Source organism: Bacillus sp. PK3-037, assembly GCF_054161355.1.
The window spans coordinates 3,685,897-3,710,234 of sequence record NZ_CP096408.1; the positions used below are offsets into that span (position 1 = coordinate 3,685,897).

A 24,338-nucleotide genomic window follows, 5' to 3' on the forward strand; every position below is an offset into this window, starting at 1 on the left:
AGGCGAAACGAATGAGCTTATTAGAATTTCAACAAGTCGGCTACTGGTATAACGACAAAAGCCAGCCCTTGTTTCAAGATATCAATATCAGCTTTGAAAAAGGTAAATTTCATACAATTGTCGGCACATCAGGGACAGGAAAAACGACCTTCCTGTCTCTGGCAGGCGGACTTGACGCACCTAAAGAAGGACATATCCTTTATGGCGGAAAAGCTGTTTCTAAAATCGGGTTGACGAATTTCAGAAATAAATACGTATCAATTGTCTTTCAGGCGTACAATCTGCTTCCATATATGACAGCTCTGCAAAATGTGACAACCGCCATGGAAATCACAGGTTCAAAGGAAAAGAACAAAGAAGCATATGCGTTGGAGATGCTGGAGAAGGTCGGCATCAATGAAAAACAAGCCCGGCAAAAGGTTCTGACATTAAGCGGCGGACAGCAGCAGCGTGTTTCCATTACAAGAGCGTTTTGCTGTGACACGGACTTGATCGTAGCCGATGAACCGACCGGAAACCTTGACGAGGACACGTCGAAAGAAATTGTGCGGCTCTTTCAGGATTTGGCGCACAAAGAAAATAAATGCATCATCATGGTGACGCATGATGAACAAATTGCAAGGATCTCTGACATTACCATCAGACTTTCACGAGGAAGCGTTACTGTGACGGAAAACGCCGCAGTCGTTTAACAAAAACGCGCCTCTGCCAGTGCAGACAGGGGCGCAACCTATATCCCCCTTTTATATAGAAGTGAACGTAAAAAGAGCGGCGGCTGCATCCCCCCGCTCTTTTTATTGTTTCTGTTTTTCAGCCTGCTTTGATTTCTCTCTTCTCTTCTTTTTCCAAACAGCGAGGATAAACAGAAATAATGGAAACAGCAATTGAAAGGGCAAATGAATGTACAGCGGCACTACTTTCAGCCCTTCATTTAAATGCTCTGAAAAGTTGGTGGCAATTGCGATAGAGAGGATGAGTATGCCCAGTCCCATTGGATATGCCAACTGTGAAGGATTTTTTTCCTTAAAAAGAGTGGACGCACCCACCACCACCGCATACAGATAGAGGCTGACTTTGAAGAAGCCGCCGATAATCAGTGCCAGCATAAAAAAGATATCAAGCCGATCCAGAAATTCTTCCACTTTGATTGTCTGAATCGTACTTAAAAGCGGAAACTGCGATCGCAATGTCAGATCAACATCAAGCACACTGATATTAATCGCTACGGTAAGCGCCACAATCAATCCGCTGATGACTATAGCGAGCATCCCCACTTTTTTGACATTCTTGCGATCATTGAGATTAGGGAAAATCATTACAAATAAAACAATTTCACCGAACGGAACGTACATGGTTTGTGTAAAAACAGAATGAATAACAGGGAAAATCCCGTCTGCTAAAACCGGTTTTAAATTTTTCAGATCTATGGAACCCGATACAATGATCAGCACGAGACCGAGCGCACCCAATAGATACATTGCCCCGAAGAGAAGCTCACCCGCCCGCGCCAGCACTTCAATTCCTTTTCTGACGGCATATATGCAGACCATCATTAGTAAAGCATTTACGATGATAATCGGAGTATCATGGTAAGCAAATGTCAGCAGCATTTCTCCGAAATCACGCAGCACCCGGGCGGCAATATATGCAAAATATAAGATATAAAGAAACGAAAAGATCCAGCTCAGCTTTTTGCCGAGCATATCATCCATGTATTCTTTCGGGGAGAAATCCGGATAGCATTGATAGATCCCCTGATACAAGTAAAAAAGAAACAAACCAACTGCACAGCCTAACAGCACCGCTATCCAGGCATCCCGGCCCGCCATCGTTCCCGGTGTAATCAATAAGGAGCTGCCCAGCTCAAAAATGATCATCATGACAAACAGCTGCCTAATGCTGATTTTGGCTTTTTCCATCTGTCACTTCTCCTTTCTCGACCTATTCACGATTAAGCTGGTTTCTAAGCGGATTATTTCGCAGCCCCGTTCTTCTGATATACGTCTCCGCCTTTACATCGACAGACAGATCAGGCAAATATTCTTTGTCCCATGTATCCCTCATTTTTTTCCACTGCTTCGGATACTTCCTGTATATCGTGTCTCCGAATCCGATAAAGTCGATTTTATGTTCCTTTATGTTATTTACCGCATGGCTGATTTCCTTTTCCAGCTGTTTATTGAGTGCTTTTTCAATATCGGCTAACACCTTTGGATCAGACAAATGAAATGGATACTTTACTGCGTCTATTATGCCTTCAACCGTCACGTGAACATGAATGCGGGGACGGCCGTTTCGTATCTCCGGGTTAAGCTTTGTTGTCTGATGCGTGACCTGTAAGCTTACCGCATCTTTTGTCTTCTTCCAATCGGCATTAATAAACGTATGCTGGATTTGATTCTTAAGCCAGACAACCCCAACGCTTTCCTTATCTTCAATCCAATATTTTAAATATCCTCTTTTATCGAATACCGCCAAACCGTCCGCCTGAAGGATGGCTTGCGGGTCAGTCGCCTGTGTGTTTTCCAGGCTGACTCCTTTCTTATCGTCCCCGATCATCATGTATCCGGGGATCACCGGCGCTTCTGTTGTAATAGCAAGTGTTTTTAAGACATCTTGGATACTGGTTTTAATAACCCGCCCATATTGCGCTTGCGTAAAGTCGAGTGTTTTATTGACTTTATTGGACGGAATTTTATCAATCGGCGTAAGCGTTTTGACGATATTTTCGGCTTTCGTTTTATGGGCGATGACAATCGTTGCCGTGGTCCTGAATTCCGTATCGCGGTCAAGGTTATCTAACACAAAATTCAAACCTTCCTCTTTCGCCAGCTTTTCACTGATCACAACCAGGTTGGTATGGGCAAAATAAAGCCGCCGGGATACTTTCATAGAGGCTTTTCTGAGCGCTTCCGTCATGTTGCCGCCTACTATGGAATAGACGGATACAGGCGGCCTGTCTCCCGCACCGCCGCCCTGAAGCCCTCCGGCGACGTTTCCGGGATTAATAATCTGAAAGTGCAGTACGTAATTCCCTTCATTTGTCCGATCAATGCCGATGGCCGAAATAATCGCAAGATCTGTCAGCTCACGCTTATCCCAGCAGCCGGGCAGCACAATGATGCTCAAAAGCATGATAACGGCTAGTACACGTTTACGTATCATCTTGATCTCCTTCTCTCAACTCTTTGTTCACCATTCCGCGTGAACCATCCGGCTGAGGACGCTGGTCTTTCCCCTGACGGACCTTATCTTTTTTGCTGATGGATTCGGGCCTTTTCTGATCGGCCCACCAAGGAACACGGAACAGCGTGTCCTTCACGCCTTGTGAAGAAAAGGGCGCAAGCGGCGACATATAAGGAACACCAAAGGAACGCAGACTGCATAAATGAACAAACATCATAATAATCCCTAATACCAGCCCGTAAAAACCCATTACGGCAGAAGCAATGATAAACATAAATCGAATGAGGCGGGCAGATATCGCCATGGCAAACGCCGGCGTTGCGAAGCTGGCAATAGCCGTTATGGCAACGATGATGACCATGGCCGGAGACACGATACCAGCTTGAACAGCAGCTTGGCCGATAACAAGCGCGCCTACAATGGAAACAGCCGATCCTACAACCCTCGGCAGTCTGACCCCAGCTTCCCTGAGAATCTCAAAAGCAACCTCCATTGTGATGGCTTCAACAACGGCCGGAAACGGAACAATTTCCCGCTGGGCAGCAATGACGACTAACAGCTGTGTTGGAATCATTTCCTGATGAAACGTCGTGGCTGCCACATAAACAGCCGGCGCGACAAGTGAAATAAAAAAGATAAATATCCGCAGAATCCGTATACTTGTCGCAATGTCAAAGCGTGAATAATAATCTTCAACCGACTGAAAAAATTGAATAAATAAGGCTGGGGCAATCAAAACAAACGGTGTTCCGTCCACAACGATTGCAAATCTTCCTTCTAATAGATTTCCTGCGACGACGTCAGGGCGTTCCGTGTGATACATGGTCGGAAACGTCGTAAACGTTTCGTCTTCGATCAGCTGCTCAATGTATCCGGATTCTAAAATACTGTCAATGTCTATTCTTTTCAGGCGCTGCCTCACTTCCTTCAGCACCTTTTCATCACAAATGCCGTGAATGTACATCAGCGCGATATCCGTATTTGTCACAGAACCGATTTTCATTTTTTCGACCCATACATTGGGATTTTTAATGTATCGCCGAATCATGGAAATATTGGTTTGCAAAGACTCTGTAAACCCTTGGCGCGGGCCCCGGAATGACACCTGGGTGCTCGGCTCTTGTATGGAACGGTGCTCTCCCCCCTGGGTGCTGCAGATAAGCGCCTCATCAGAACCGTCCGCAAAAACCAGCGCATTTCCATGCATCAATTCAGTGAACAGCTTGTCCCAACTCTTTTCAGCTTTTACTCCGCCCAGCGGAAGCGTTTTTTCAAGGATCTGCTTTATCGCATGGGCGTTTTGGATGGTTTGATCCTGAATCAAAGGCTCGATTAACGATTCATGTATCGTGTTATTATCGACCAAACCCGCGACATAAATAATGGCCAGGTGAACTTCATCCTGTTCCCCTGCTTTCACTTCCCGAATAATGACATCAGAGCTGCTTCCGACTTTCTTCTTCATGTCCGCCACATTTTTCGCCAAACTTGAAGAAGCCAGAATCGGCCCTTCCTCTTTCTTCTGCTGATTCTTATCTTCTTGTTTCTGGCTGTCTCTCGTTTCGGTATTTTTCTTTTGCTTAAAAAATGACGGCATACACAAAATACCTTTCCTTATCGTTTTCTCATATTCTTCCTTTCAGCCTTAAGATTATGCATGTGACTGGCGGGCGGGTATAACTCTCTCATAAAGATAGACACTAAAAGCGGAGGGTGATGAAGGATGAAAATATTAAGCGTAACGGCTGTTTTATTAATTTGTTTGTTGGTGATTTCAGTTTTCATGGACATGCTTCAAGGATTCAGTTTAGGAAAAGCCATTTATAATAATATGTCCAGCTTCAAGATGACATCGTTTGCGGAATGGATGATGCTTTTATTTTTTGTTTTGATATTGGTGAGAGAGATATTCGTGATCTATAAATCGAACAAAAAGAGCCCCTAGAGCGAGGCGCTTTTGTTCAGACGATCATATTGCCGTTTACCTTATCTCCGCTGTTGTTGGTGATGGTTCCTTTGATGATTCGATTTCCGATGATGGCGGAATTGGTTGAGGTGTCCGTTTGAATGGCCACCGCCGTGCTTGCGGAGAGGTTATTGATGGTGTTTCCTGAAATGATAGAGCCTGAGGAGCCGTTGAGATAAATCACAATCGGTCTGCCGGCTGTTCTATTGACTGAAATGGTATTATCAAAAATGTCATGAACGCCGGTGCTGATATAGATGGTCACTAGAAGAGGAGATCTTTCAAAGTGGTTTCCGATAATAGAGGTTTTTGCACTTGTCGTACAGTAAATCGGGTAATTTTTAAAGTTTTTAAATGTATTGTTTTTAATAATTGCGCCAGCATTGTTTGTGACCGAAACGGCATACGATTCAAGGGCCGCTTCAAACACGTCGGGGTTAAGCGTATTTCCTTCGATCAACGCGCTTCCTTGAGCGATCCAAATGCCGCGGCTGAATTTTCTCAGCACATTGTCTTTAATGATCATATCGCCTCCTGAAATGTTCACCCCGTCGATGACTTGAATAAGACAGTTATTCAGAAATGCGGTATCATCAGACAGCACCGCTCGAAGGCCGGTACTGCGCCTTGTTTCAGAAAGTCCGTTTTGAATCTGGTTGCCGTCTACCTTTACATCGGAAGACTGATAAACCAATATCCCTGTGTTTTCAAAATTGCTGATTTTGTTGTTCGTGACAAGAACGCTCTTTCCTCTGACATCAATTCCGGTTGAAAATCCGGTAATGAGGTTGCCGGCGATCACTGCATCACTGCTTTCTTTTCCTTGTGAAACACCCAATCCGGTAATCCCGACTCTAGGCGCCGCAGCCGCGTCTTCCGCCCTTCTGAGAATATTCCCCTTAATGACCGTTTGAGTGCCGTACCCATAGCTGATCGTATTGTCTGAGTGGTTTCCTTCTATTGAAATGCCGTACCCGTTAAAATTGGTCACAGAACTTGAAACGTTTCCATTAAAATAGTTATTTCGAATCGAGACATTGAGCGGTTCCTCATAATCAATACTTCCTTCACCATATCCTTCAATGTCAATTCCGAATTTCGGCGCTGTTCCATTTCCCGTTCCGGCATCTTCAATCACGCAGCCCTCCACCGTAACTGTGTCACATCCGGTAATCGAAATGTTATTTCTCCTCGATCGCCGAACCTTACAGCGGCGGATGGTAATGTGCTCTGATGTTCGATAATCGTTATTTGTCTTTAAACCCCGCGGACTGATAATGATCCCATCTCCAGTAAAATCAGAAATGTTGACATCATCAACGACAACATTCGAACACCCTTCAATACAAATGCCGAAGCCCCATTCATGGGTTGACCTTATCCCCGCGGACGCATACGTATGCTCGTCGCGCTCGCCGATAATTTGTCCACCGGAAATGGTTATATTCTCTTGCTTGCCTACATAAAATGCAGAATACCCCCAAGAGCTGTTCGGAATGACTTTGATGATACACTCAGGGTCCATGACGATATGAAGATTGCCGGGAACAATAATCCCTGCGTTGCGAAACACCTGGTTCGCATCCCCTCCAAGCGTCCCGTCAATTAAATATGTTCCTTTCGGGAACCAGACTGTATGGTACCCCTTTGAAACAGCCGCGCTGAGGCATTGATTAATCAGTTCTGTCGAATCCGTTTTTCCGTCCCCTGAAATACCGAAATCTGCTGCATTCAAGATGAATTCAGCCAATGATCCAACCTCCTCCCGCATGATTGTTACCATGATATTCGCGGCAGCCCGATCTGCTTGTACATTTCTCTAAAATTTTATTAAAAAAGTATAAAGAAATACTATCGTTAGAAAATGCAACAAAACGAGACATAAGAAACAGGAAAAACTCACTATTTTCTACCTTTATAGTTTTTCCATTCTGGAACTTCTTGAAATGAGTATAATTTATATTGACACAAGTATTATATAAGAATATGATTTTTATAATACACTTTTTTAAGAAAGGGTTTGGCTGACATGGCTTCGATTGATAACGAAAGTATCATTAAAAGCGTCCCGCAAAAAGGGTTCTTTGGTCACCCGCGAGGACTATTTACGCTATTTTTCACCGAATTTTGGGAGCGTTTCTCTTACTATGGAATGAGAGCAATCTTACTTTACTATTTGTATACAGAGACGGTAAACGGAGGACTTGGCTTTGACAAAGGCACTGCGGTTGCCATTATGTCGATTTACGGATCACTCGTATACATGTCCACTATTATTGGCGGGTGGCTCGCTGATCGGGTATTCGGTACCGCAAACACCGTGTTTTATGGCGGCATATTCATTATGTTCGGCCACATTGCACTCGCCTATCCGGGCAGCGCGATAGCATTCTATATCAGCATGGTGCTTATCATTATCGGAACAGGCTTATTAAAACCAAACGTTTCGAGCGTCGTTGGAGATCTTTACACGAAAGAAGACCCGCGCCGCGACTCAGGTTTCAGTATTTTCTACATGGGGATTAACCTCGGCGGTTTACTCGCGCCGTTAATTGTCGGAACACTCGGACAGAAGTACAACTATCATCTCGGCTTCGGAGCTGCCGCGGTCGGAATGCTTCTCGGACTTATCGTATTTGCTTTGACAAGAAAGAAAAACCTCGGACCTGCAGGTTCCAATGTGCCGAATCCACTGTCTAAAAAATCTGCAATTGGCACCGGAATCGGTGTTATCATTGTGGCGATCGCAGTGATGATCTCTGTACAAACAGGCGTGCTGACGATCAACCGTTTCATCGACCTTGTAAGTATTCTCGGTATTTTGATTCCTGTTATTTATTTCATTATCATGTTTACAAGCAAAAAAGCGGACAAAACAGAAAAATCTCGTCTCGCCGCTTACGTTCCTTTGTTTATCGGTGCTGTTATGTTCTGGGCCATTCAGGAACAAGGAGCGACCATTCTTGCGGTATACGCTGATGAACGCATAAGACTTTCATTGGGCGGAATAGAACTTCAGTCATCTTGGTTCCAATCATTAAACCCATTGTTTATCGTCATTTTCGCGCCAATTTTCGCTTGGCTTTGGATGAAGCTTGGCAAACGCCAGCCGTCTACACCAGTTAAATTCTCAATCGGAATTATTTTAGCCGGCTTGTCATTTATCATTATGGTATTCCCGGCTATGCAAGGAAAAGAAGCACTCGTAAGCCCGCTGTGGCTCGTTCTCAGCTTCCTGCTTGTTGTGCTTGGAGAGCTGTGCCTGTCTCCAGTCGGTTTATCCGTGACAACGAAACTGGCGCCAGCTGCATTCTCTGCACAGACAATGAGTATGTGGTTTCTGACGAACGCAGCAGCCCAAGCGATCAATGCCCAAGTAGCCGGGTTGTTTGATAAAATACCGGAAACAACGTACTTCGGCACCATCGGCTTGATTTCTATCATACTCGGCGGCATTCTGCTGCTGATCTCACCGATCATCAAACGTGCGATGAAAGGTATCTTATAATAAAGAAAATCCCGCAGATCAGTTCTGCGGGATTTTTATTTGTCTATCCATTCCATTAAGCTTTGCCCGAAGGTTTGCGGTTCCTCCAGCATCGGCTGGTGCCCGCTCTTTTCAAAGATGATCTTCTTCACATGCGGATATATACCGTCAACGGCATCCCACAAAGACACAGGAGCAACCAAATAGTCATATCTGCCTAAACCGATATAGACAGGAACATGAACGTCTGCTAACCGCTGTATGAGGTTCATCTGCGCGAATGTATGTCCCCATAATCCATCTATGATCGGCATATTGGTGTCAACACCTTCCCATAAAGCTGCCGCATCCGGGCGCTCTTTATAAAAGCTTTTCGCTTCAGCGCGAATGCACATGTGCACGAAACGCCTTTCAGGATCTTTTTCTATGTCACCTGCTAAACTTGCAATATCTTTTTCGAAACGTTTCTTTCTCTCAGGGCTGGCTGTTTCCCTAAAAAACGTTTCACTGTCCCGCTGTCTCTTTTGACTGTTATCAGGCGCTGAATTAAGGATCACGGCCTTTCGCACATGCTCAGGGTACTTTCTGGCGTATTCTAATGCCATAAACGCGTGCCCCGAATGTCCCATGATGATAAAATCCTTGAGCTGAAGATGGCGTCTTATCGCTTCAATATCGCCTAAAACTGCATCCAGGCTTTGATCTTCCGGCCGCAGCGCCCGCGCCCGCTTGGCAAAACCCCTGTGATCGGCAAATATCCATTGATATTTCCGCTTGATATCCTCATGAAATAGACGCGGGTAGTAAACCGCACTGCCGATTACGAGAATCGTCGCGCCCTCTCCTTCAATACAATAAGATAAATCAAAACCGTCTGAATGACAGATCCCCTTTGTGACCATTCCTCACGCCCCCTTTGTCTTTATATGGCTCATTATACTAATAAAAGCCTGACGCATGGCGTCAGGCTCTTTCATTTATCGTTTTAATTCCTCAAGCGTTGCTTCCCATCTGTTCAGCACCTCTTCAGCATTGTGAAGCTGTATCCTGACGCCGGAAGTTATATCAGCGTACTTTGCAACATCCTCCTTAGCTGAAGCGATACGGCAGCCAAAGCGTTCCCTGTCATAGACCGCATCGTTCAGCGGCGGGAGCGGCTCACATTGCAGTTTCACGTAATGAGCGGCTCCTTTCCACCATGCAGTAAGCTGGGCTTGTCCCGTGCGAAGGATATTTCCCGCGGTCTCTGTGTTTTTCCACAGGGCGATCCGGATATCCGTCCGATTCAGGGCGATGATTTCTCCGGCACTGATCATAGCGGCATGCGGCCATCCGTCCTCCGATACCGTTTGCAGAACGAAGGCTTCATGCTGCTTTTCTTTCAGACGTTCCCCGTCAAGCAGCTCAAAGAGACTGTTTGATAGTCGGTTCACGCCGATCAGGCCTTTCGTTCCGGAACAGCGGGAACTTCAACCGCTGTTTCTGTTTCTTTTGGATCGATTTTAAAGGCCGGATTATATTTTTCCGGATTTGTAATACTTTCCGGTTCACATGATCTCCATGTAAAAAAACATGTTTGGCATTGATAGACTTCCCATGCTCCTTCTACAGGCGATTTGCTCATGACTTCTCCTTTTTTCGAATCGCATCGAGGACATGTATGCATGTCGAATCATCCTTTCCTTATTTATTCATCAAGTCCATTAGTTTTTCTTCCCATTCTTTTGTTGTTAATGGGGAATCAAGCGGCTGTGAATAATGGCCTCTTGTTTCCGGCGCAACAGGTGTTGTGGCATCAAGAATCATTTTGTGCGTGATTCCTGATGGATTTGATCCCGGGTCAAGCGGCAGGACTGATAAATCCGGTATAATGACCGCATCGTGTTTCGGGTGCATTTTTGTAGAGAGCGCCCACATGACCTGCGGCAGGTTGAATGGATCGACATCCTCGTCGACAACGATAACCATTTTGCAGTAGCCTAGTCCGTGCGGGGTTGTGAGCGCGCGCATGCCGACCGCTTTCGCAAATCCGCCATAGCGGTTTTTTGTTGATACAATCGCGATTAAACCGTGTGTGTACATGGCGTTCACAGCCACAATTTCATTCGGATACGCTTCTTTTAGCTGCTGATACAGCGGCACACAAGTATTAATGCCGATCATGTAATCGCATTCTGTCCAAGGCATGCCTAAGTATAAATGTTCAAAAATCGGATTGTTTCTATGATACACGCGTTTAATTTTGATAATCGGCATGCTGCGTCCGCCGGAATAGTGCCCTGTAAATTCACCGAATGGCCCTTCATATTCACGTTCTCCGGCAATGATTTCTCCCTCGAGCACCACTTCTGCTCCCCATGGAATATCAAGGTCAGACAGCTTTGATTTTACGATGCGGTACGGTTCTCCTTGGATTGCTCCCGCCATTTCGTATTCGGATTGATCATAGAGAAGCGGAGTGGATGCCGCGGTTGTAATGACCGGTTCACATCCGAGCGCAATCGTGACCGGAAGATTGATGCCGCGTTCTTCAGCTTGGCGCAGATGGATCGCAATATCGTGCTGCGGCACAGGCTGAATGCCGAGGCGGTCTTTTCCCTTTACCTGCATTCTGTATATGCCGACATTTTGTTTGCCGAAGTTGTCAGGGTCCTCAAGGTCGCGGGAGATGACGCATGCTTTGTCTAAATAGTAACCGCCGTCTCCTTGGTTAATCCTGAAAAGAGGCAGGATATCGAACAAATTGATGTCCTCTGTGATTTCATTTTCATGAAATGGCGCTGTTTCTTCGCGTTTGACCGGCATCGGAAACTGTTCATATCGCTTCGCAAATTCAAAAAACTGCTCTTTCACCGGTGTATCTTTCGGCAGTCCCAGCATCATCGCGTGGTTCGGCCAAGAGCCGATGACATTCATCGCGATTTGCGCATTGTTGTAGCCGTAAATATTGTTAAATAACAGCGCTGGGCTTTTATCGCCGAGGTTGCTGGCTGCCCGTGCAGCTGCTCCCAGATCAGGCTCAGGCTTTACCTCTTCATTCACCGTTAACAATTGTCCCTCTTTTTCAAGGGCAGCGAGAAATTCTCTGAAATCTTGATAAGCCATCATCAAGCTCCTCCTTTTTGTTTTTCAATTCCATTCCAGCGCTTTGCCTCAGAAAGGCGCAGGCCGAATTGGTCCAACGTTCTGAATACAATATGGTCGACCATTTCTTCTAAGCTGCTCGGCTGATTATAAAACGCCGGCATCGGCGGAAGAATAATCGTTCCCATTTTTGTGAGCGCAAGCATATTTTCGAGATGAATCTGGTTCAAAGGTGTCTCTCTTGTTAAGAGAACGAGCTTTTTCCGCTCTTTCAGCATGACATCCGCCGAGCGAGTAAGCAGATTATCCGCCATCCCGGTGCGGATGCTCGCAAGCGATTTCATACTGCACGGCGCCACAATCATGCCATCGGTATCAAACGAGCCGCTGGAGATGGCCGCCGCCTGGTCCTTATGTGAGTATGTGTATGTGGCCAGCTTTTCAACTTCTTTTAACGTGTAGCCTGTTTCATGTTTGATGGTAACGTTAGCCCAAGGAGACACAACGAGATGGGTTTCCACTTCCGCTGCCTTCAGCCATTCTAATAGCCGGACACCGAAGATAGCCCCTGTTGCCCCTGTCATTCCGACAACGAGTTTCAAATTTTGCCCCTCCTTCACGCTTGAATTCTGTCTTCATTTCAATCATACTCCTGATATATCCATATGAAAAATATTCGTTAAATCTATAATCAATACCTAAAAGGTATATAAAAGGAGGCCCTACTTTGGACATTCGTCAGCTGCGATATTTCATTACCATTGCCCAAGAACAAAAGATCACCTCTGCCGCCAAAAAACTCCATATGGCGCAGCCGCCGCTGAGCAGGCAGCTCAAACAGCTGGAGGATGAGCTGGGTGTTGTATTGTTTGACCGCAATAAGAAAAAACAAATGACCCTTACATATGAAGGAAGCATTTTTCTCAAAAGAGCCAAAGAGATTCTGCACAGGTTTGAAGATGCGGTCATTGAGGTACAGGAGCTGAGGGAGGAGGTTGCCGGCACGCTGGCTGTGGGTTCGACGATTTATTGCGCCGCTCTTATGCTTGAGAGAGTGACGCAAATGAAAGAAAGATATCCGCACCTCACCTTTAATATTTGGGAGAACGAACCGGCAACGCTGTTAGAGCTGCTGGAAAGCCGGCAAATCGACGCCGCTGTCACGACAACCATGATCAAAAGCGATACCGTCCAATTTAAAAAGCTTGACGACATTCCATGTGTGCTCGTTCTTTCTGATGATGCCGGGTATACATGCGGAGACACCATTCAAATGGAGGATATCCCTTCTTTCCCGCTGATTCTGCTGCGGCCTGTGAACGGAAAAGGCGTTTATAACCAGGTCATGAATGAATTTCAGCGTCTTCAGCTGGAGCCGCGTATTGTTTGTGAATGCCACGACTCAGCAACACTGCTCAGTCTCGTCTCATCAGGATTTGGCGCGTCCATTCTGCCCGTCACCATGATTCCTGTTCATATGAGAAACCACATTCACACAGTTAAAATCGAAAACAATCCCTTCGTTATGACACCGGCTGTCATGTGGAGAACTGACAGTTATTTGCCAAAACCGGTACAGCAATTTTTGAATTTATTTTAAGTGTTTTTGTCTCATGAAAACCAAATACTTGACTCATACTAAAAAAAAGTTATCCTTTAGATTTGTAAGCTATTTTTTCATTTCAACAAAATTAATCAGAAAAGTGGGGAATAGAATGAAAAAAGCACTTTTAGCTTTATTCATGGTCGTAAGCATTGCAGTCCTCGCAGCTTGCGGAGCAGGAAATGACAATCAGTCAAAAGATAACGGAAAAAACGGCGATCTTTGGGCTTCGATTAAGAAAAAAGGCGTGCTGACAGTCGGTACAGAAGGAACGTACGAACCGTTCACTTATCACGACAAAGACAATGACAAGCTGACTGGCTATGACGTGGAAGTCATCACAGAAGTCGCAAAACGCCTTGGACTGAAAGCCGAATTCAAGGAAACACAGTGGGACAGTATGTTTGCCGGCCTGAATTCCAAACGGTTTGACGTCGTTGCCAACCAAGTCGGAAAAACAGATCGTGAAAACCAATATGACTTCTCAGACAAATACACAACATCAAGAGCCGTTGTCGTGACGAAAAAAGACAACAACGATATTAAGTCTGAAAAAGACGTAAAAGGAAAAACGTCAGCTCAATCACTGACAAGCAACTATAACAAACTAGCTACAAATGCCGGCGCGAAAGTAGAAGGCGTTGAAGGCATGGCGCAGTCCCTTCAAATGATCCAGCAAGGCCGCGTCGACATGACGTACAACGATAAGCTTGCCGTATTAAACTATTTAAAAACATCAGGCAACAAAAACGTAAAAATCGCGTTTGAAACAGGCGATCCGCAGGAAACGTATTTCACGTTCCGTAAAGGAAGCGGCGAGGTTGTCGACCAAGTCAACAAAGCATTAAAAGAAATGAAAGAGGACGGGACTCTTTCTAAAATCTCCAAAAAATGGTTCGGCGAAGATGTTTCTAAATAATATCCCGGCACTGACGCTTGGCACGGCGATCCCGGGGGATCTGGTGCAGCAGTCATTCTGGCCGATACTTTCAGGGGGAATCTACTATACGATTCCCCTTACGATTCTTTCCTTTATATTCGGAATGATACTGGCGCTGATTACGGCGCTTGCCAGAATGTCGAAAGTGAGACCTTTGAGATGGGTGTTCAGCGTATACGTATCCGCCGTACGCGGCACGCCACTTCTCGTTCAATTGTTCATCATTTTCTATCTGTTCCCGGCCTTTAACATTACACTAGATCCTTTTCCAAGCGCAGTCATTGCCTTTTCCTTAAACGTCGGCGCCTATGCATCCGAAATCATCAGGGCATCTATTTTATCCGTGCCGAAGGGGCAATGGGAAGCTGGCTATACCATCGGCATGACACACCAGAAGACGCTGTTCCGCGTCATTTTGCCGCAGGCGTTTCGTGTGTCGATCCCGCCATTATCCAATACCTTTATCAGCTTGATCAAAGATACATCGCTTGCATCTCAGATTCTCGTCGCTGAGCTGTTCAGAAAAGCTCAGGAAATCGGCGCGCGCAATCTCGATCAGATTTTAGTCATTTATATTGAAGCGGCCTTTATTTATTGGATGATCTGCTTCTTGCTTTCGCTCGTCCAGCATGTCATCGAACGGCGTCTTGACCGCTACGTGGCCAAATAAGGAGGTTCCGAGTATGCTTTCCGTTAAAGGATTAAACAAATCATTCGGTCAAAATGAAATTTTAAAAAAGATAGATATGAAGATAGAAAAAGGAAAAGTCATCGCTATACTTGGGCCTTCCGGTTCAGGGAAAACGACGCTGCTTCGCTGTCTGAACGCGCTGGAAATCCCGAATCGCGGGGAGCTTGCATTTGATGATTTCTCCATCGATTTTTCAAAGAAAGTGAAGCAGTCGGATATCCTTCAGCTCCGCCGGAAATCGGGAATGGTGTTTCAGGCGTATCACCTCTTCCCTCACCGCACAGCCCTTGAAAACGTGATGGAAGGCCCTGTTCAGGTGCAAAAACGAAACAAAGAGGAAGTCAGAAAAGAAGCGATTCAGCTTCTGGAAAAAGTCGGATTGAAGGACAAAATGGATTTATATCCGTTCCAGCTTTCCGGCGGACAGCAGCAGCGCGTCGGCATCGCCCGCGCACTGGCAATTCAGCCTGAGCTGATGCTGTTTGACGAACCGACCTCAGCGCTTGACCCTGAGCTTGTGGGTGACGTACTGAAGGTTATCAAGGATTTAGCCAATGAAGGCTGGACCATGGTCGTTGTTACCCACGAAATCAAATTCGCCCAGGAAGTGGCGGACGAAGTCGTCTTCATTGACGGCGGCGTCATCGTGGAGCAGGGGCCGCCGGAAGAAATCTTCTCCGCTCCAAAAGAAGAACGGACCCAACGGTTTTTGAATCGGATTTTGAACCCGTTGTAACATCCAAAACAGGGCGCCTGCGGCGGCCCTGTTTTTTTGTTGAGCCCCTTTCGCCTATTCCGCCCTTTTGTCAGATATGCTACAATGACAATCGATTGATTTTTACGAAAGAAGGGACTTCACGTGAAGCGAGAACTTGTTCTGCGCTGGACATTTTATTTTGCCGGTCTGCTTATTTTGTCTTTTGGTATATCCCTTACGATAGAAGGAAAAGCGCTGGGGATCAGTCCGTGGGATGCATTTCATTACAGCCTGTTTCAGCACTTCGGGCTTACAATCGGCCAGTGGGCCATCATTATAGGGGCGATCATCGTTGGGTTGACGTCATTGTTTACGAGAGCTTGGCCAAAAATCGGAGCGATCCTGAACATGCTGCTGATTGGTATTTTTATAGATTTTTTCAATTTTCTTCTGCCTGCCCCTTCCACCTACACAGGCTCCGTCATCGTCTTCTCTCTCGGCGTGCTGCTGATCGGCTACGGCGTCGGTGTTTATGTATCAGCGGGCCTTGGCGCGGGGCCGCGTGATTCACTGATGATGCTGATTACAGAAAAAACCGGCTGGAATGTGCAATGGGTGCGGAACGGCATGGAAATAACAATTTTGTTTGCAGCATGGGGCATGGGCGGGCCAATCGGAATCGGAACCATTTTGACCGCCATCCTCACTGGGCTTATTTTGCGTTTTTCATTGCCGCAATCCACACAATTATTACAATATGCTGCGGCGAGACGGACAGCCGCTGCCAAAGCGACTCCGCCTTTGCACTAATCTGCTGTTTTAAAAAAACCGGACCAATTACATTTGTCCGGTTTTTTGCTTTTCACTCATGTTCTGCAAGCTTGTCTCATAGATTTGTACTATCTCATATAAGAGAAATACAAGGGACGGCAGGTATCATAATGGAAGTTATCCAACAATTTGCTAGACGCTCCTTCAGCATATTGCTCTTTTTCTTGTTACTCTATTGTTTCATCCTTCTTGAACCGGACAAGCTTTCTATTTCTGTTCCGAATTCACTGCTTAACGTCAATACCATTTTTCTGAGTATTTTACTTGAGTCCATTCCTTTCATCATGCTCGGCATCTTTTTTTCATCACTGATTGACTTGTTCATATCCGATCAATGGATGTCCAAATGGATCGTGAAGAACCCATATGGCGCAATTGGCTCCGCCCTCATGATCAGCATTCTTTCTCCCGTGTGTGAATGTGCGGTGATTCCAGTGGTGCGCCGTCTTATCCAAAAAGGCATGCCTCTGCACGTCGGTACGGTCATTTTAGTCGGAGCTCCCATCTTAAATCCGATTGTCGTATTGTCCACCTACTATGCATTCAGCAAGAATCTGGAGCTTGTCTATGCGCGCATCGGGCTGGCCGCCATCATTTGTATCATCACCGGCCTTATGATGTATTGGTTATTCAGAAAGCAATCAATGCTGAAAGCATCTACATCAGACGCGCGGACAGAATACACCCCGCAGCAGCACAGAAACCGCTTGAGATCTATCGTTACCCATGCGATTGAGGAATTCTTCGACATGGGCAGATATTTAATCGCCGGCGCATTTATCGCCAGTCTTTTTCAAACCTTTTTAAATCGGGGAGCTCTCGCTGAACTGGGAACAAGTGATCTGTCAGGTTCGGCCGTCATGATGGGACTAGCATTTGTCCTTTCACTCTGCTCGCATGCGGATGCTTTTGTCGCTTCTACGTTCGCCGGCACTTATTCTCACGCTTCCCTTCTCTCCTTTTTGCTGTATGGCCCGATGCTTGATTTAAAAAATACGTTTGTGTATGCTGCATGTTTCCAAAAACGCTTTGTGATCGCATTTTTTCTGATCATTTCAGCTTCGGTGCTTGGAATCGCATGGCTCTATGGTGTCATATTCGAATAAAGGGTGGTTGAATTGAAACATACTACAATGTATTCTTTTGAAGCTGTGGTTCGCGGACTTCTATTAATCGGCTTTGCTTTTATGACCTTAAAACTTTATCTGACAGGCGACATTTTACATTTCATTTCTCCCCGTATGATTTGGTTTACAAAGTTCTTTGTCTTAACTGCTTTTACACTCGGGATATTGTCAATCATGTGGCGAAAACAAGACAATCGGCACAGCTGCTCCGTCTGTGCATGCAGTCATCAGCATCCACAGACTCACCCATGGCTGTACAGCTTTTTTCTGATACCTATCGCATCAGGTTTCCTTTTTCCAAACCATGTTCTGACAAATGATATCGCCCAAAACCGAATGTTTTCCACAAATGGTTCGAAAAGCATTGATGACATCAAATCAGAAACAAAATCTGGTGAAGAAGGAACGGCTCCTACACTTCCAAGCGGCTATGAAAAAGAACTGGCACGGCAGATGGAGCAAGAAGAAATGATTTCTGTAGTGGATAAATATTATGTTCCGGTCGTTCATCTTTTGATGGAGAATCCGGAAGCTTATGAAGGCAAGGAGATTCATATCAAAGGTTTTGTCTATTTTGACGAACAGCTGAACCGCTATATTATCGGCCGTTATGGAATATCATGCTGTATCGCCGATGCCACTGTTTACGGGCTGCCGGTTGGTTTCTCTAAAAAACCTGATATTAAGGCAGGCGATTGGGTTTACCTAACGGGAAAGCTTACAACGATCAATCAGGACGGCGAACGCCTTCCAAACATTTCTGTGACAAACACACAAAAAATCAGCACACCTAAAAGCCCTTATGTATATGAGATCATCGAGGATCTTACTCCGAAATAAATCAAAATATGATAGGATGGTTTTGACAATCTTTTGCAGACGGAGGATCTAGAATGAAAATTTACGGAATTTATATGGACCGCCCGCTTTCACTGGCAGAATCGGATCGGCTGATGTCTTTCGTTTCCGCTGAAAAACGGGAGAAATGCAGGAGATTTTATCATAAAGAAGATGCTCATCGCACCCTGCTGGGAGATGTGCTTGTTCGCTCTGTCATCAGCGAGCAGTTCCAGCTGAATAAAGCCGATATCCGATTCAGCGCGCAGGAATACGGGAAGCCTTGCATCCCTAACCTCCCCAATGCCCACTTTAACATTTCCCACTCCGGCCATTGGGTCATCGGCGCGTTTGATTCAGATCCGATCGGCGTCGATATTGAAAAAATGAAGCCAATCAGCCTCGGGATTGCCGAACGTTTCTTTTCGAAGAACGAGTACAGCGATCTTTTATCCAAACATAAAGACGAGCAAAACGATTATTTTTATCATCTATGGTCTATGAAAGAGAGCTTTATTAAGCAGGAAGGCAAAGGCCTGTCGCTGCCGCTTGACTCCTTCTCCGTGCGCCTGCATGAGGATGGCCGAGTATCCGTCGAGCTTCCGGAACACCATACGCCTTGCTTTATCAAAACGTATGAGGTAGACCCCGGCTATAAAATGGCCGTGTGCGCCGCCCGCCCTGATTTCCCGGAGGACATCACGATGATCTCGTACGAAGCGCTTTTATAAATGGCTCATCAGCAGCTTAATGCCGCGTTCAATATCTTCAGTCTTCACATTGGAAAGATTGATTTTTAATAGATTTTCTTTCGGATAATCTGATAAATAATGGCGGTCAATCGTTTCAAGAAGGACCTCTTGTTTTTTCATCTTTTGAATCACTCTTGATGCCGGCAGATCCTCAGGAAGCACCAGATGGGTATGCATGCATGGGGCCTGGCCGCTGGAAAATAGAAAGCGGCCGCGGCTCGATTGTCCGTGAGTTTGAATGGCTTCATGAAGCCTGAGGGACCGTTCCTTATAGGAATTTCTGATTTTCTCCTTGTGCCTGCCGAACATTCCGCTTTTAATGTAAATTTCTAACGCGGCTTGGGAAATCATCGAGCAGTCAATGTCGTTCAGCTTTTTGTACGTAAGAAATGTGTCAGTCAGCGCATCTGGCAAAACGGCGGCCCCCACGCGAAGGCCGGGAAATATCATTTTTGAAAAGCTTTTTAAATAAATCACATGTGAGGACAGATCATATGCGTACAGCGGGTCTGCCTTTTTATTTTCCTCGAGATCACCGAGATAGTCATCCTCAACAAGATAGACGTCATAGGCTTCCGCCAATCTTACCAGCTCTCGTTTGTCCCGTTCGGCCAGTGAGCTCCCAAGCGGGTTATGGAAGCGTGGCATCGTATAAAAAAATTTGATCGGTTCTGTTTGAAACAGCCGCTCGACTTCCGCTAAATCAAGCCCCTGCTCCGTTCTTTTTATCCCGAATGCGGGGATGCCCAGTGTCTCCACTTGTTCAATCATCAAATGATAGCCCGGCTGTTCAATGGCGATCTTCTCTTTCCCATTGGGGAACGGCATTGCACATAGCAGGGATAGTGCCTGCTGGACGCCGGATGTGATAAACATATGACGCTCGTCCGCAAATACCTGCTGATCAGCAAACAGCTTTTGCAGAACACGGATGAGCGACGGGAGGCCCTTCGGCGTTCCGTAGAGAAACAAATCATGCTTGTATGTATCAATCGCTTTGTTGATGCAATGCTGAAAATCCACATACGGAAAAATATCAGGGTCCGGCGCAGACGTTGCAAAGTCGATTGGGCCTGACTTGCCGTGATGCGGCTTTCTCGTTTTTTTCACAAGATAATAACCGCTTTTCGGAACAGAATAGATGAGATGGCGTTTTTCCAGCTCTTGCAGCGCGCGGATCACCGTGCTTTTGCTGACTTGATAGCGGGCGGACAGCTGCCTGATGGAAGGCAGCCTGTCTCCTTCTTGATAGACACTGCTTTGCATCATTTCCTCTATCTGTATTAAGAGACTGATATACTTCTCCATTCTTTCTCCCCCTGTTTTGTACCGGTACAGTTCATCGTTTTTCTCATTGTACCGTTCCTATCCTCCCCATACAATAAAAGGGAGCGGCCGGCTCTATTATTTATATAAAGGAGCACTTCCTATATGTATAAAAACCAGCAAACCTCAGCTTATCTTGCAGCTATGTTAAACGCTTTAATTATCGGCTTATCCTTTCTTTTCGTAAAAATCGCGCTGCAATCGGCAGAACCATTTGATATTCTTGCACACCGGTTCACCCTTGCGTTTGCAGCGGCTACTATCCCTGTCTTATTCGGATGGGTGAAGCTGTCCATCCGTTTAAAAGATGTAATGGCTATATTGCCGCTCGCCCTGCTGTATCCGGCGCTGTTTTTCAGCTTTCAGGCATTCGGCCTGGTGTACTCGTCATCCTCTGAAGCCGGGATCATTCAGGCATCGATTCCGATTTTTACAATGGTCTTTGCCGCATATTTTTTAAAAGAGCGATCGACGTGGGCTCAAAAAGGGTTCACCGTGTTATCAGTTGCGGGCGTCATGTTTATTTTTGTGATGAAGGGCGTGAATGTTGAATCGGCCAGCCTAAAGGGATCTGTACTCATTCTCTTGTCCGCTCTGTCTTCAGCTATGTACAATACCGCCGCAAGAAAAATGACACAGCGTTTCCGGCTGGTAGAGCTCACCTACATCATGTCAGCGATCGGATTTGTCGTCTTCAATGCCATCGCCTTGGTTCGGCACGGCGCTTCCGGAACGGTTGGCACTTACTTCCATCCATTCCGGGAACCCGGATTTATTCTCGCGATTGTGTATTTGGGCGTGTTATCTTCGCTCGTGACTTCGTTTATGTCCAACTATGCGCTGTCCCGGATTGAGGCGTTTAAAATGAGCGCCTTTAATCATTTGTCCACCATCGTGACGATGATTGCCGGAGTTGTGGTTTTGAACGAAAGCCTAGCCTGGTATCACCTTGCCGGTGCGGTTTGTATTATCATCGGCGTGCTGGGAAGCAATGCCGGTCTCCGAAAAAGAAAGCAAACCGAAAAATCCATTTCTATGAACAAATGAGATGTTATGTTAGAGTTGAAGAAAAAATGGTTTGGGGTGCAGTGTAAGAATGATTCAACACAGTGTCTTCCTAGAGGGAGCCATTTCATTACAAGATATGAGATGTTACTTTTTATCCCGGCAAAGAATATCAGCATTGTTTTATTTTATTTATATTTTTCTTCTATCTTTATTGGTGTATTCGCTTTATGGATTTCCGATTACCGTTTATAACAGCGAAACACTTGAAGTGATATATAATGGTATTTTCATAGCGATTCTATCTTTGATCTTTACATTGCTTTTGATTGTTTTTCATTATATACGGCTGCGTACCAGCTATAAGAACAATAAACGGCTAAAACGCAAAAGGACATATACCATTAACCGGCAAGGCATTCAAATTCAATCCAAAAACTACGATACATTGTTTGAATGGGATGAAATAAGGGCAGTTGCAGAATATAAACACTTTTTCTCTATCAATACTTCTAGTCACCAGGTCATCTTAGTTCCTAAACGTTTTTTTGTATTCGAAAATGAGCTCCACTCATTCAGACAGCTTGTAAAAGAACATGTACGTGCCAAAAAAATAAAATGACAAATTTAAAAAGAGGGCTTTCCCTCTTTTTTTATGTTAATGAGATATGCCGCTCCATTGAGGAACATTCTCTTCAGCTAATGGAGATTTATCCCTCGACCCTCTCTTCGTTATGAACATGATTGTGTTTTTTAATTGGCACCAGCTCCAATAATGCTGATAAACTTACAAGCACCAAACACACAACAATAACCAGCAAATAATTATGATTCATGTCAAAAAATAATCCGCCCACATACACACTGAGAGCGCCGGCGATTTGATGGATAAAGAAATTGATGCCTAGGAGCGAGCCGATAAGCCCGGTTTGAAAGCTTTCAGAAATGGACGCAGCAGTCAGCGGGATCACGCCTGTGTAGCTGAGCCCGAATAACAGCGTAAAGCACAAGTACCAGAGCTCACTGTTATGAATGCCGAGTGCGGGAATGAGCAGGCAGATCAAGCTGATGAGACGAATGAAAAACAAAATGGAGAGCATCACGCTTCTGCTGCCAAGCAAATCTGACAGCCAGCCTGCCAATAATCCCCCGATGATAATAAACGCCCCGAATGCAGCCATCATTCCGTTGATATGAGAGACATGCGCATCCTCCAGCATTGGAACAAGATGAGCATCAATGATTCCCATCGTAAATCCGCACGTAAATACGCCGAAGTACAGGATATGAATGAGGCGGGACTGCTTTAACACCTTCCAAAATCCCTGCCAGTCATAAGATTTTTTCACGGACTGCCCTTGGACATTGGGCGGGTGCTTCATTCCGAAGGCCAAAAGAGGCAGCAGGACAGCCGCTAAGAAAATGCCCAATATTGTATACGCAGTTTGCCAGCCTGCATAGTAAGGAGCCGCAGCCCAAATCGGTGACAGCAGCAGCAAACCGGCTGAATTTGCATTGGTCAAAATGGCGAGCGCCAAGCCTTTATGCGTGTCAAACCAGCGGCTGATAAAATACTGTGTCGTCACGCCAACCGCGCAGGAATAGCCGATTCCGCCGAGCACTCCGTAGATCACGGAAAATATATGGACATTCGGCGAATGCGGGAGCGCCAAAAAGCTTGCGCTGATACAAATGGCACCGATCCCCATAATCTTTCTGACGCTGAACCGGTCAATAAAAAAGCCGACAAAAAACTGAACGACACCTGTTGTGATCATAAAAATGCTGACGGAAGCCGAAATCAGCGACCGATCGGCGTGAAAGGTCTCTGCCATCGGGAGCATAAAAAATTGAAAGGAATTTCTGAATGAGTTCATTCCGATGGCGAAGACAAACGTGAACAGCAATACTAACCATTTCATCTTAGGAGACGCGCGAAGGATATGCCGAGACATGTTTTCCTGACCTGCCTTTATTTGAGTATTGCGACTATTATATCATGAAAAAATTTACATTCTATATCAAAAAAAGCGAACAGCACAGCGCTGTCCGCTTTTTCATTAGGAACTGGAAATCGGATGCTGATTCAAAATCGCAAAAATCCGTTCCGCCACTTCCTCCGTATTTGACAGCAGAAACATATGCCCGCCGTCAAATTCATGGAACGTGATGTGTTTCGCCCACTTCTTCCAGCCTTCCGCATCCCGGATGCATTTTTCGTCATTCAGTCCGTTAAAGACGTGGACCGGCGATTGGATCGGTGTCATGTCGTTAAGCTCGAATTGTTCAAGAGCCCGGTAATCCGATCTGAACGAAGGAAGAAAAAATGACATAACTTCTTTATTTTCAACGAGCTCTGCGGGCATTCCGCCTAATTTGATAATATGATCGAGAAATTGATCATCAGGCAAATGCGATACTTTTTTCCGCTGAATATGCGGCGGCTGAATCGCAGAAATAATCACAGCCTGCGGAAAAATGCCTTCACGCTCCAGTTTTTGCGCCAGCCTGAAGGTAATCATCCCGCCCATGCTGTGCCCGAATAGCACAAACGGCCGATCTGGATGCAAATGTAATTCTCGCTTGTACAAATCAGTCAGCTGCTCGAGATCCTCAATTGCTGACGTCTGATTCGTGCCGTGCCCGGGCGGTTCAGCTGCAAGCATTTCACACTCCCCCTGCAAAAAAGCATGGAGAGGGCGAAATGACGCCGAGTAGCCGCCGGCAAACGGAAAACAAATGAGCTGCGTTTTTTCCGATGCATCAAATGATTTGAAAAGTTGGCTCATTGGCCGGCTCCCCCTTT

24 protein-coding genes and 1 pseudogene are annotated in these 24,338 nt (G+C 45.7%); 13 read left to right on the forward strand and 12 right to left on the reverse strand.

Annotated elements, in window-relative coordinates; genetic code table 11:
* Positions 1 to 11: 11 nt before the first annotated feature.
* Entirely contained in the window at positions 12 to 692 is a 681-nt protein-coding gene (locus M1D69_RS19050; protein ID WP_458105186.1) for an ABC transporter ATP-binding protein, read from the forward strand.
* Positions 693 to 794: 102 nt separating this feature from the next.
* On the opposite strand, the gene M1D69_RS19055 is transcribed toward M1D69_RS19050, so the two are convergent.
* The 3 genes from M1D69_RS19055 to gerKA are packed head-to-tail and all read right to left on the reverse strand — an operon-like array spanning position 795 to position 4,783.
* Positions 795 to 1,919 carry a spore germination protein gene (locus M1D69_RS19055; RefSeq protein ID WP_326057918.1) on the reverse strand — a complete coding sequence of 375 codons (1,125 nt, stop codon included), beginning with the start codon at positions 1,917 to 1,919 and terminating at the stop codon, positions 795 to 797.
* A gap of 22 nt (positions 1,920 to 1,941) precedes the next feature.
* Entirely contained in the window at positions 1,942 to 3,165 is a 1,224-nt protein-coding gene (locus M1D69_RS19060) for a Ger(x)C family spore germination protein (RefSeq protein WP_458105185.1), read from the reverse strand.
* Positions 3,155 to 4,783 carry a spore germination protein GerKA gene (gene gerKA / locus M1D69_RS19065; protein WP_458105184.1) on the reverse strand — a complete coding sequence of 543 codons (1,629 nt, stop codon included), beginning with the start codon at positions 4,781 to 4,783 and terminating at the stop codon, positions 3,155 to 3,157. Before gerKA ends, M1D69_RS19060 begins: the two co-directional genes overlap by 11 nt.
* Positions 4,784 to 4,909: 126 nt before the next feature.
* Between gerKA and M1D69_RS19070 the strand changes: the two genes are divergently transcribed.
* Entirely contained in the window at positions 4,910 to 5,131 is a 222-nt protein-coding gene (locus tag M1D69_RS19070; RefSeq protein ID WP_458105183.1) for a hypothetical protein, read from the forward strand.
* A 16-nt stretch (positions 5,132 to 5,147) separates the two neighbouring features.
* Here the strand turns inward: M1D69_RS19070 and M1D69_RS19075 are convergent, their stop codons facing one another.
* A complete protein-coding gene (locus tag M1D69_RS19075; RefSeq protein WP_458105182.1) occupies positions 5,148 to 6,902 on the reverse strand; it encodes a right-handed parallel beta-helix repeat-containing protein in 1,755 nt (584 codons plus the stop codon).
* Between the two features lie 279 nt (positions 6,903 to 7,181).
* On the opposite strand from M1D69_RS19075, the gene M1D69_RS19080 reads away from it, so the two are divergent.
* The gene (locus M1D69_RS19080; protein WP_044161897.1) at positions 7,182 to 8,660 is read left to right on the forward strand and encodes a peptide MFS transporter; all 1,479 of its coding nucleotides are present in this window, start codon (positions 7,182 to 7,184) and stop codon (positions 8,658 to 8,660) included.
* 35 nt (positions 8,661 to 8,695) lie between these two features.
* Here the strand turns inward: M1D69_RS19080 and M1D69_RS19085 are convergent, their stop codons facing one another.
* From M1D69_RS19085 to M1D69_RS19105, 5 genes and pseudogenes are all read right to left on the reverse strand, one after another.
* A complete protein-coding gene (locus tag M1D69_RS19085; protein ID WP_458105181.1) occupies positions 8,696 to 9,541 on the reverse strand; it encodes an alpha/beta fold hydrolase in 846 nt (281 codons plus the stop codon).
* Positions 9,542 to 9,616: 75 nt separating this feature from the next.
* The gene (locus tag M1D69_RS19090) at positions 9,617 to 10,081 is read right to left on the reverse strand and encodes a pyridoxamine 5'-phosphate oxidase family protein (protein WP_277852459.1); all 465 of its coding nucleotides are present in this window, start codon (positions 10,079 to 10,081) and stop codon (positions 9,617 to 9,619) included.
* Entirely contained in the window at positions 10,078 to 10,305 is a 228-nt protein-coding gene (bsdD, locus tag M1D69_RS19095; RefSeq protein ID WP_044161900.1) for a phenolic acid decarboxylase subunit BsdD, read from the reverse strand. The genes M1D69_RS19090 and bsdD overlap by 4 nt, the downstream gene beginning before the upstream one ends.
* 17 nt (positions 10,306 to 10,322) lie before the next feature.
* The gene (gene bsdC, locus M1D69_RS19100; protein WP_458106114.1) at positions 10,323 to 11,744 is read right to left on the reverse strand and encodes a phenolic acid decarboxylase BsdC; all 1,422 of its coding nucleotides are present in this window, start codon (positions 11,742 to 11,744) and stop codon (positions 10,323 to 10,325) included.
* A gap of 2 nt (positions 11,745 to 11,746) precedes the next feature.
* Positions 11,747 to 12,362: pseudogene (locus tag M1D69_RS19105) on the reverse strand (non-oxidative hydroxyarylic acid decarboxylases subunit B).
* A gap of 88 nt (positions 12,363 to 12,450) precedes the next feature.
* Between M1D69_RS19105 and M1D69_RS19110 the strand changes: the two are divergent.
* The 8 genes from M1D69_RS19110 (at position 12,451) to M1D69_RS19145 (ending at position 19,180) form a co-directional block, all read left to right on the forward strand.
* A complete protein-coding gene (locus M1D69_RS19110) occupies positions 12,451 to 13,323 on the forward strand; it encodes a LysR family transcriptional regulator (protein ID WP_277852450.1) in 873 nt (290 codons plus the stop codon).
* Positions 13,324 to 13,438: 115 nt separating this feature from the next.
* Positions 13,439 to 14,245: a cystine ABC transporter substrate-binding lipoprotein TcyA gene (tcyA, locus tag M1D69_RS19115; protein ID WP_044161903.1), complete on the forward strand. Its 807-nt coding sequence runs from the start codon at positions 13,439 to 13,441 to the stop codon at positions 14,243 to 14,245.
* Positions 14,232 to 14,936 carry a cystine ABC transporter permease TcyB gene (gene tcyB / locus M1D69_RS19120; protein ID WP_458105180.1) on the forward strand — a complete coding sequence of 235 codons (705 nt, stop codon included), beginning with the start codon at positions 14,232 to 14,234 and terminating at the stop codon, positions 14,934 to 14,936. Before tcyA ends, tcyB begins: the two co-directional genes overlap by 14 nt.
* A 13-nt stretch (positions 14,937 to 14,949) precedes the next feature.
* On the forward strand, positions 14,950 to 15,693 hold the full coding sequence (gene tcyC, locus M1D69_RS19125) for a cystine ABC transporter ATP-binding protein TcyC (RefSeq protein ID WP_105991514.1): 744 nt from the start codon (positions 14,950 to 14,952) through the stop codon (positions 15,691 to 15,693).
* A gap of 123 nt (positions 15,694 to 15,816) precedes the next feature.
* Complete coding sequence (locus M1D69_RS19130) at positions 15,817 to 16,464, forward strand: YczE/YyaS/YitT family protein (protein WP_458105179.1); 648 nt, start codon at positions 15,817 to 15,819, stop codon at positions 16,462 to 16,464.
* 131 nt (positions 16,465 to 16,595) lie between these two features.
* Positions 16,596 to 17,591 (forward strand): permease, encoded by a 996-nt coding sequence (locus tag M1D69_RS19135; RefSeq protein WP_458105178.1) that lies wholly within the window; start codon positions 16,596 to 16,598, stop codon positions 17,589 to 17,591.
* 3 nt (positions 17,592 to 17,594) lie between these two features.
* On the forward strand, positions 17,595 to 18,452 hold the full coding sequence (locus M1D69_RS19140; protein WP_458110418.1) for a TIGR03943 family putative permease subunit: 858 nt from the start codon (positions 17,595 to 17,597) through the stop codon (positions 18,450 to 18,452).
* 53 nt (positions 18,453 to 18,505) lie between these two features.
* Positions 18,506 to 19,180, forward strand: a complete 675-nt coding sequence (locus M1D69_RS19145; RefSeq protein ID WP_458105176.1) for a 4'-phosphopantetheinyl transferase family protein — start codon at positions 18,506 to 18,508, stop codon at positions 19,178 to 19,180.
* Here the strand turns inward: M1D69_RS19145 and M1D69_RS19150 are convergent.
* On the reverse strand, positions 19,175 to 20,509 hold the full coding sequence (locus tag M1D69_RS19150; protein ID WP_059353091.1) for an aminotransferase-like domain-containing protein: 1,335 nt from the start codon (positions 20,507 to 20,509) through the stop codon (positions 19,175 to 19,177). The two genes, M1D69_RS19145 and M1D69_RS19150, sit on opposite strands and share 6 nt — an antisense overlap.
* A gap of 123 nt (positions 20,510 to 20,632) precedes the next feature.
* On the opposite strand from M1D69_RS19150, the gene M1D69_RS19155 reads away from it, so the two are divergent.
* Together M1D69_RS19155 and M1D69_RS19160 are read left to right on the forward strand one after the other, a co-directional pair.
* A complete protein-coding gene (locus M1D69_RS19155; protein WP_458105175.1) occupies positions 20,633 to 21,574 on the forward strand; it encodes a DMT family transporter in 942 nt (313 codons plus the stop codon).
* Positions 21,575 to 21,623: 49 nt separating this feature from the next.
* Positions 21,624 to 22,154: a YcxB family protein gene (locus tag M1D69_RS19160; protein WP_458105174.1), complete on the forward strand. Its 531-nt coding sequence runs from the start codon at positions 21,624 to 21,626 to the stop codon at positions 22,152 to 22,154.
* An 88-nt stretch (positions 22,155 to 22,242) separates the two neighbouring features.
* On the opposite strand, the gene M1D69_RS19165 is transcribed toward M1D69_RS19160, so the two are convergent.
* Positions 22,243 to 23,487 (reverse strand): MFS transporter, encoded by a 1,245-nt coding sequence (locus tag M1D69_RS19165; protein WP_458105173.1) that lies wholly within the window; start codon positions 23,485 to 23,487, stop codon positions 22,243 to 22,245.
* Positions 23,488 to 23,592: 105 nt separating this feature from the next.
* Entirely contained in the window at positions 23,593 to 24,321 is a 729-nt protein-coding gene (gene srfAD, locus M1D69_RS19170) for a surfactin biosynthesis thioesterase SrfAD (RefSeq protein WP_458105172.1), read from the reverse strand.
* Positions 24,322 to 24,338 lie beyond the last annotated feature (17 nt).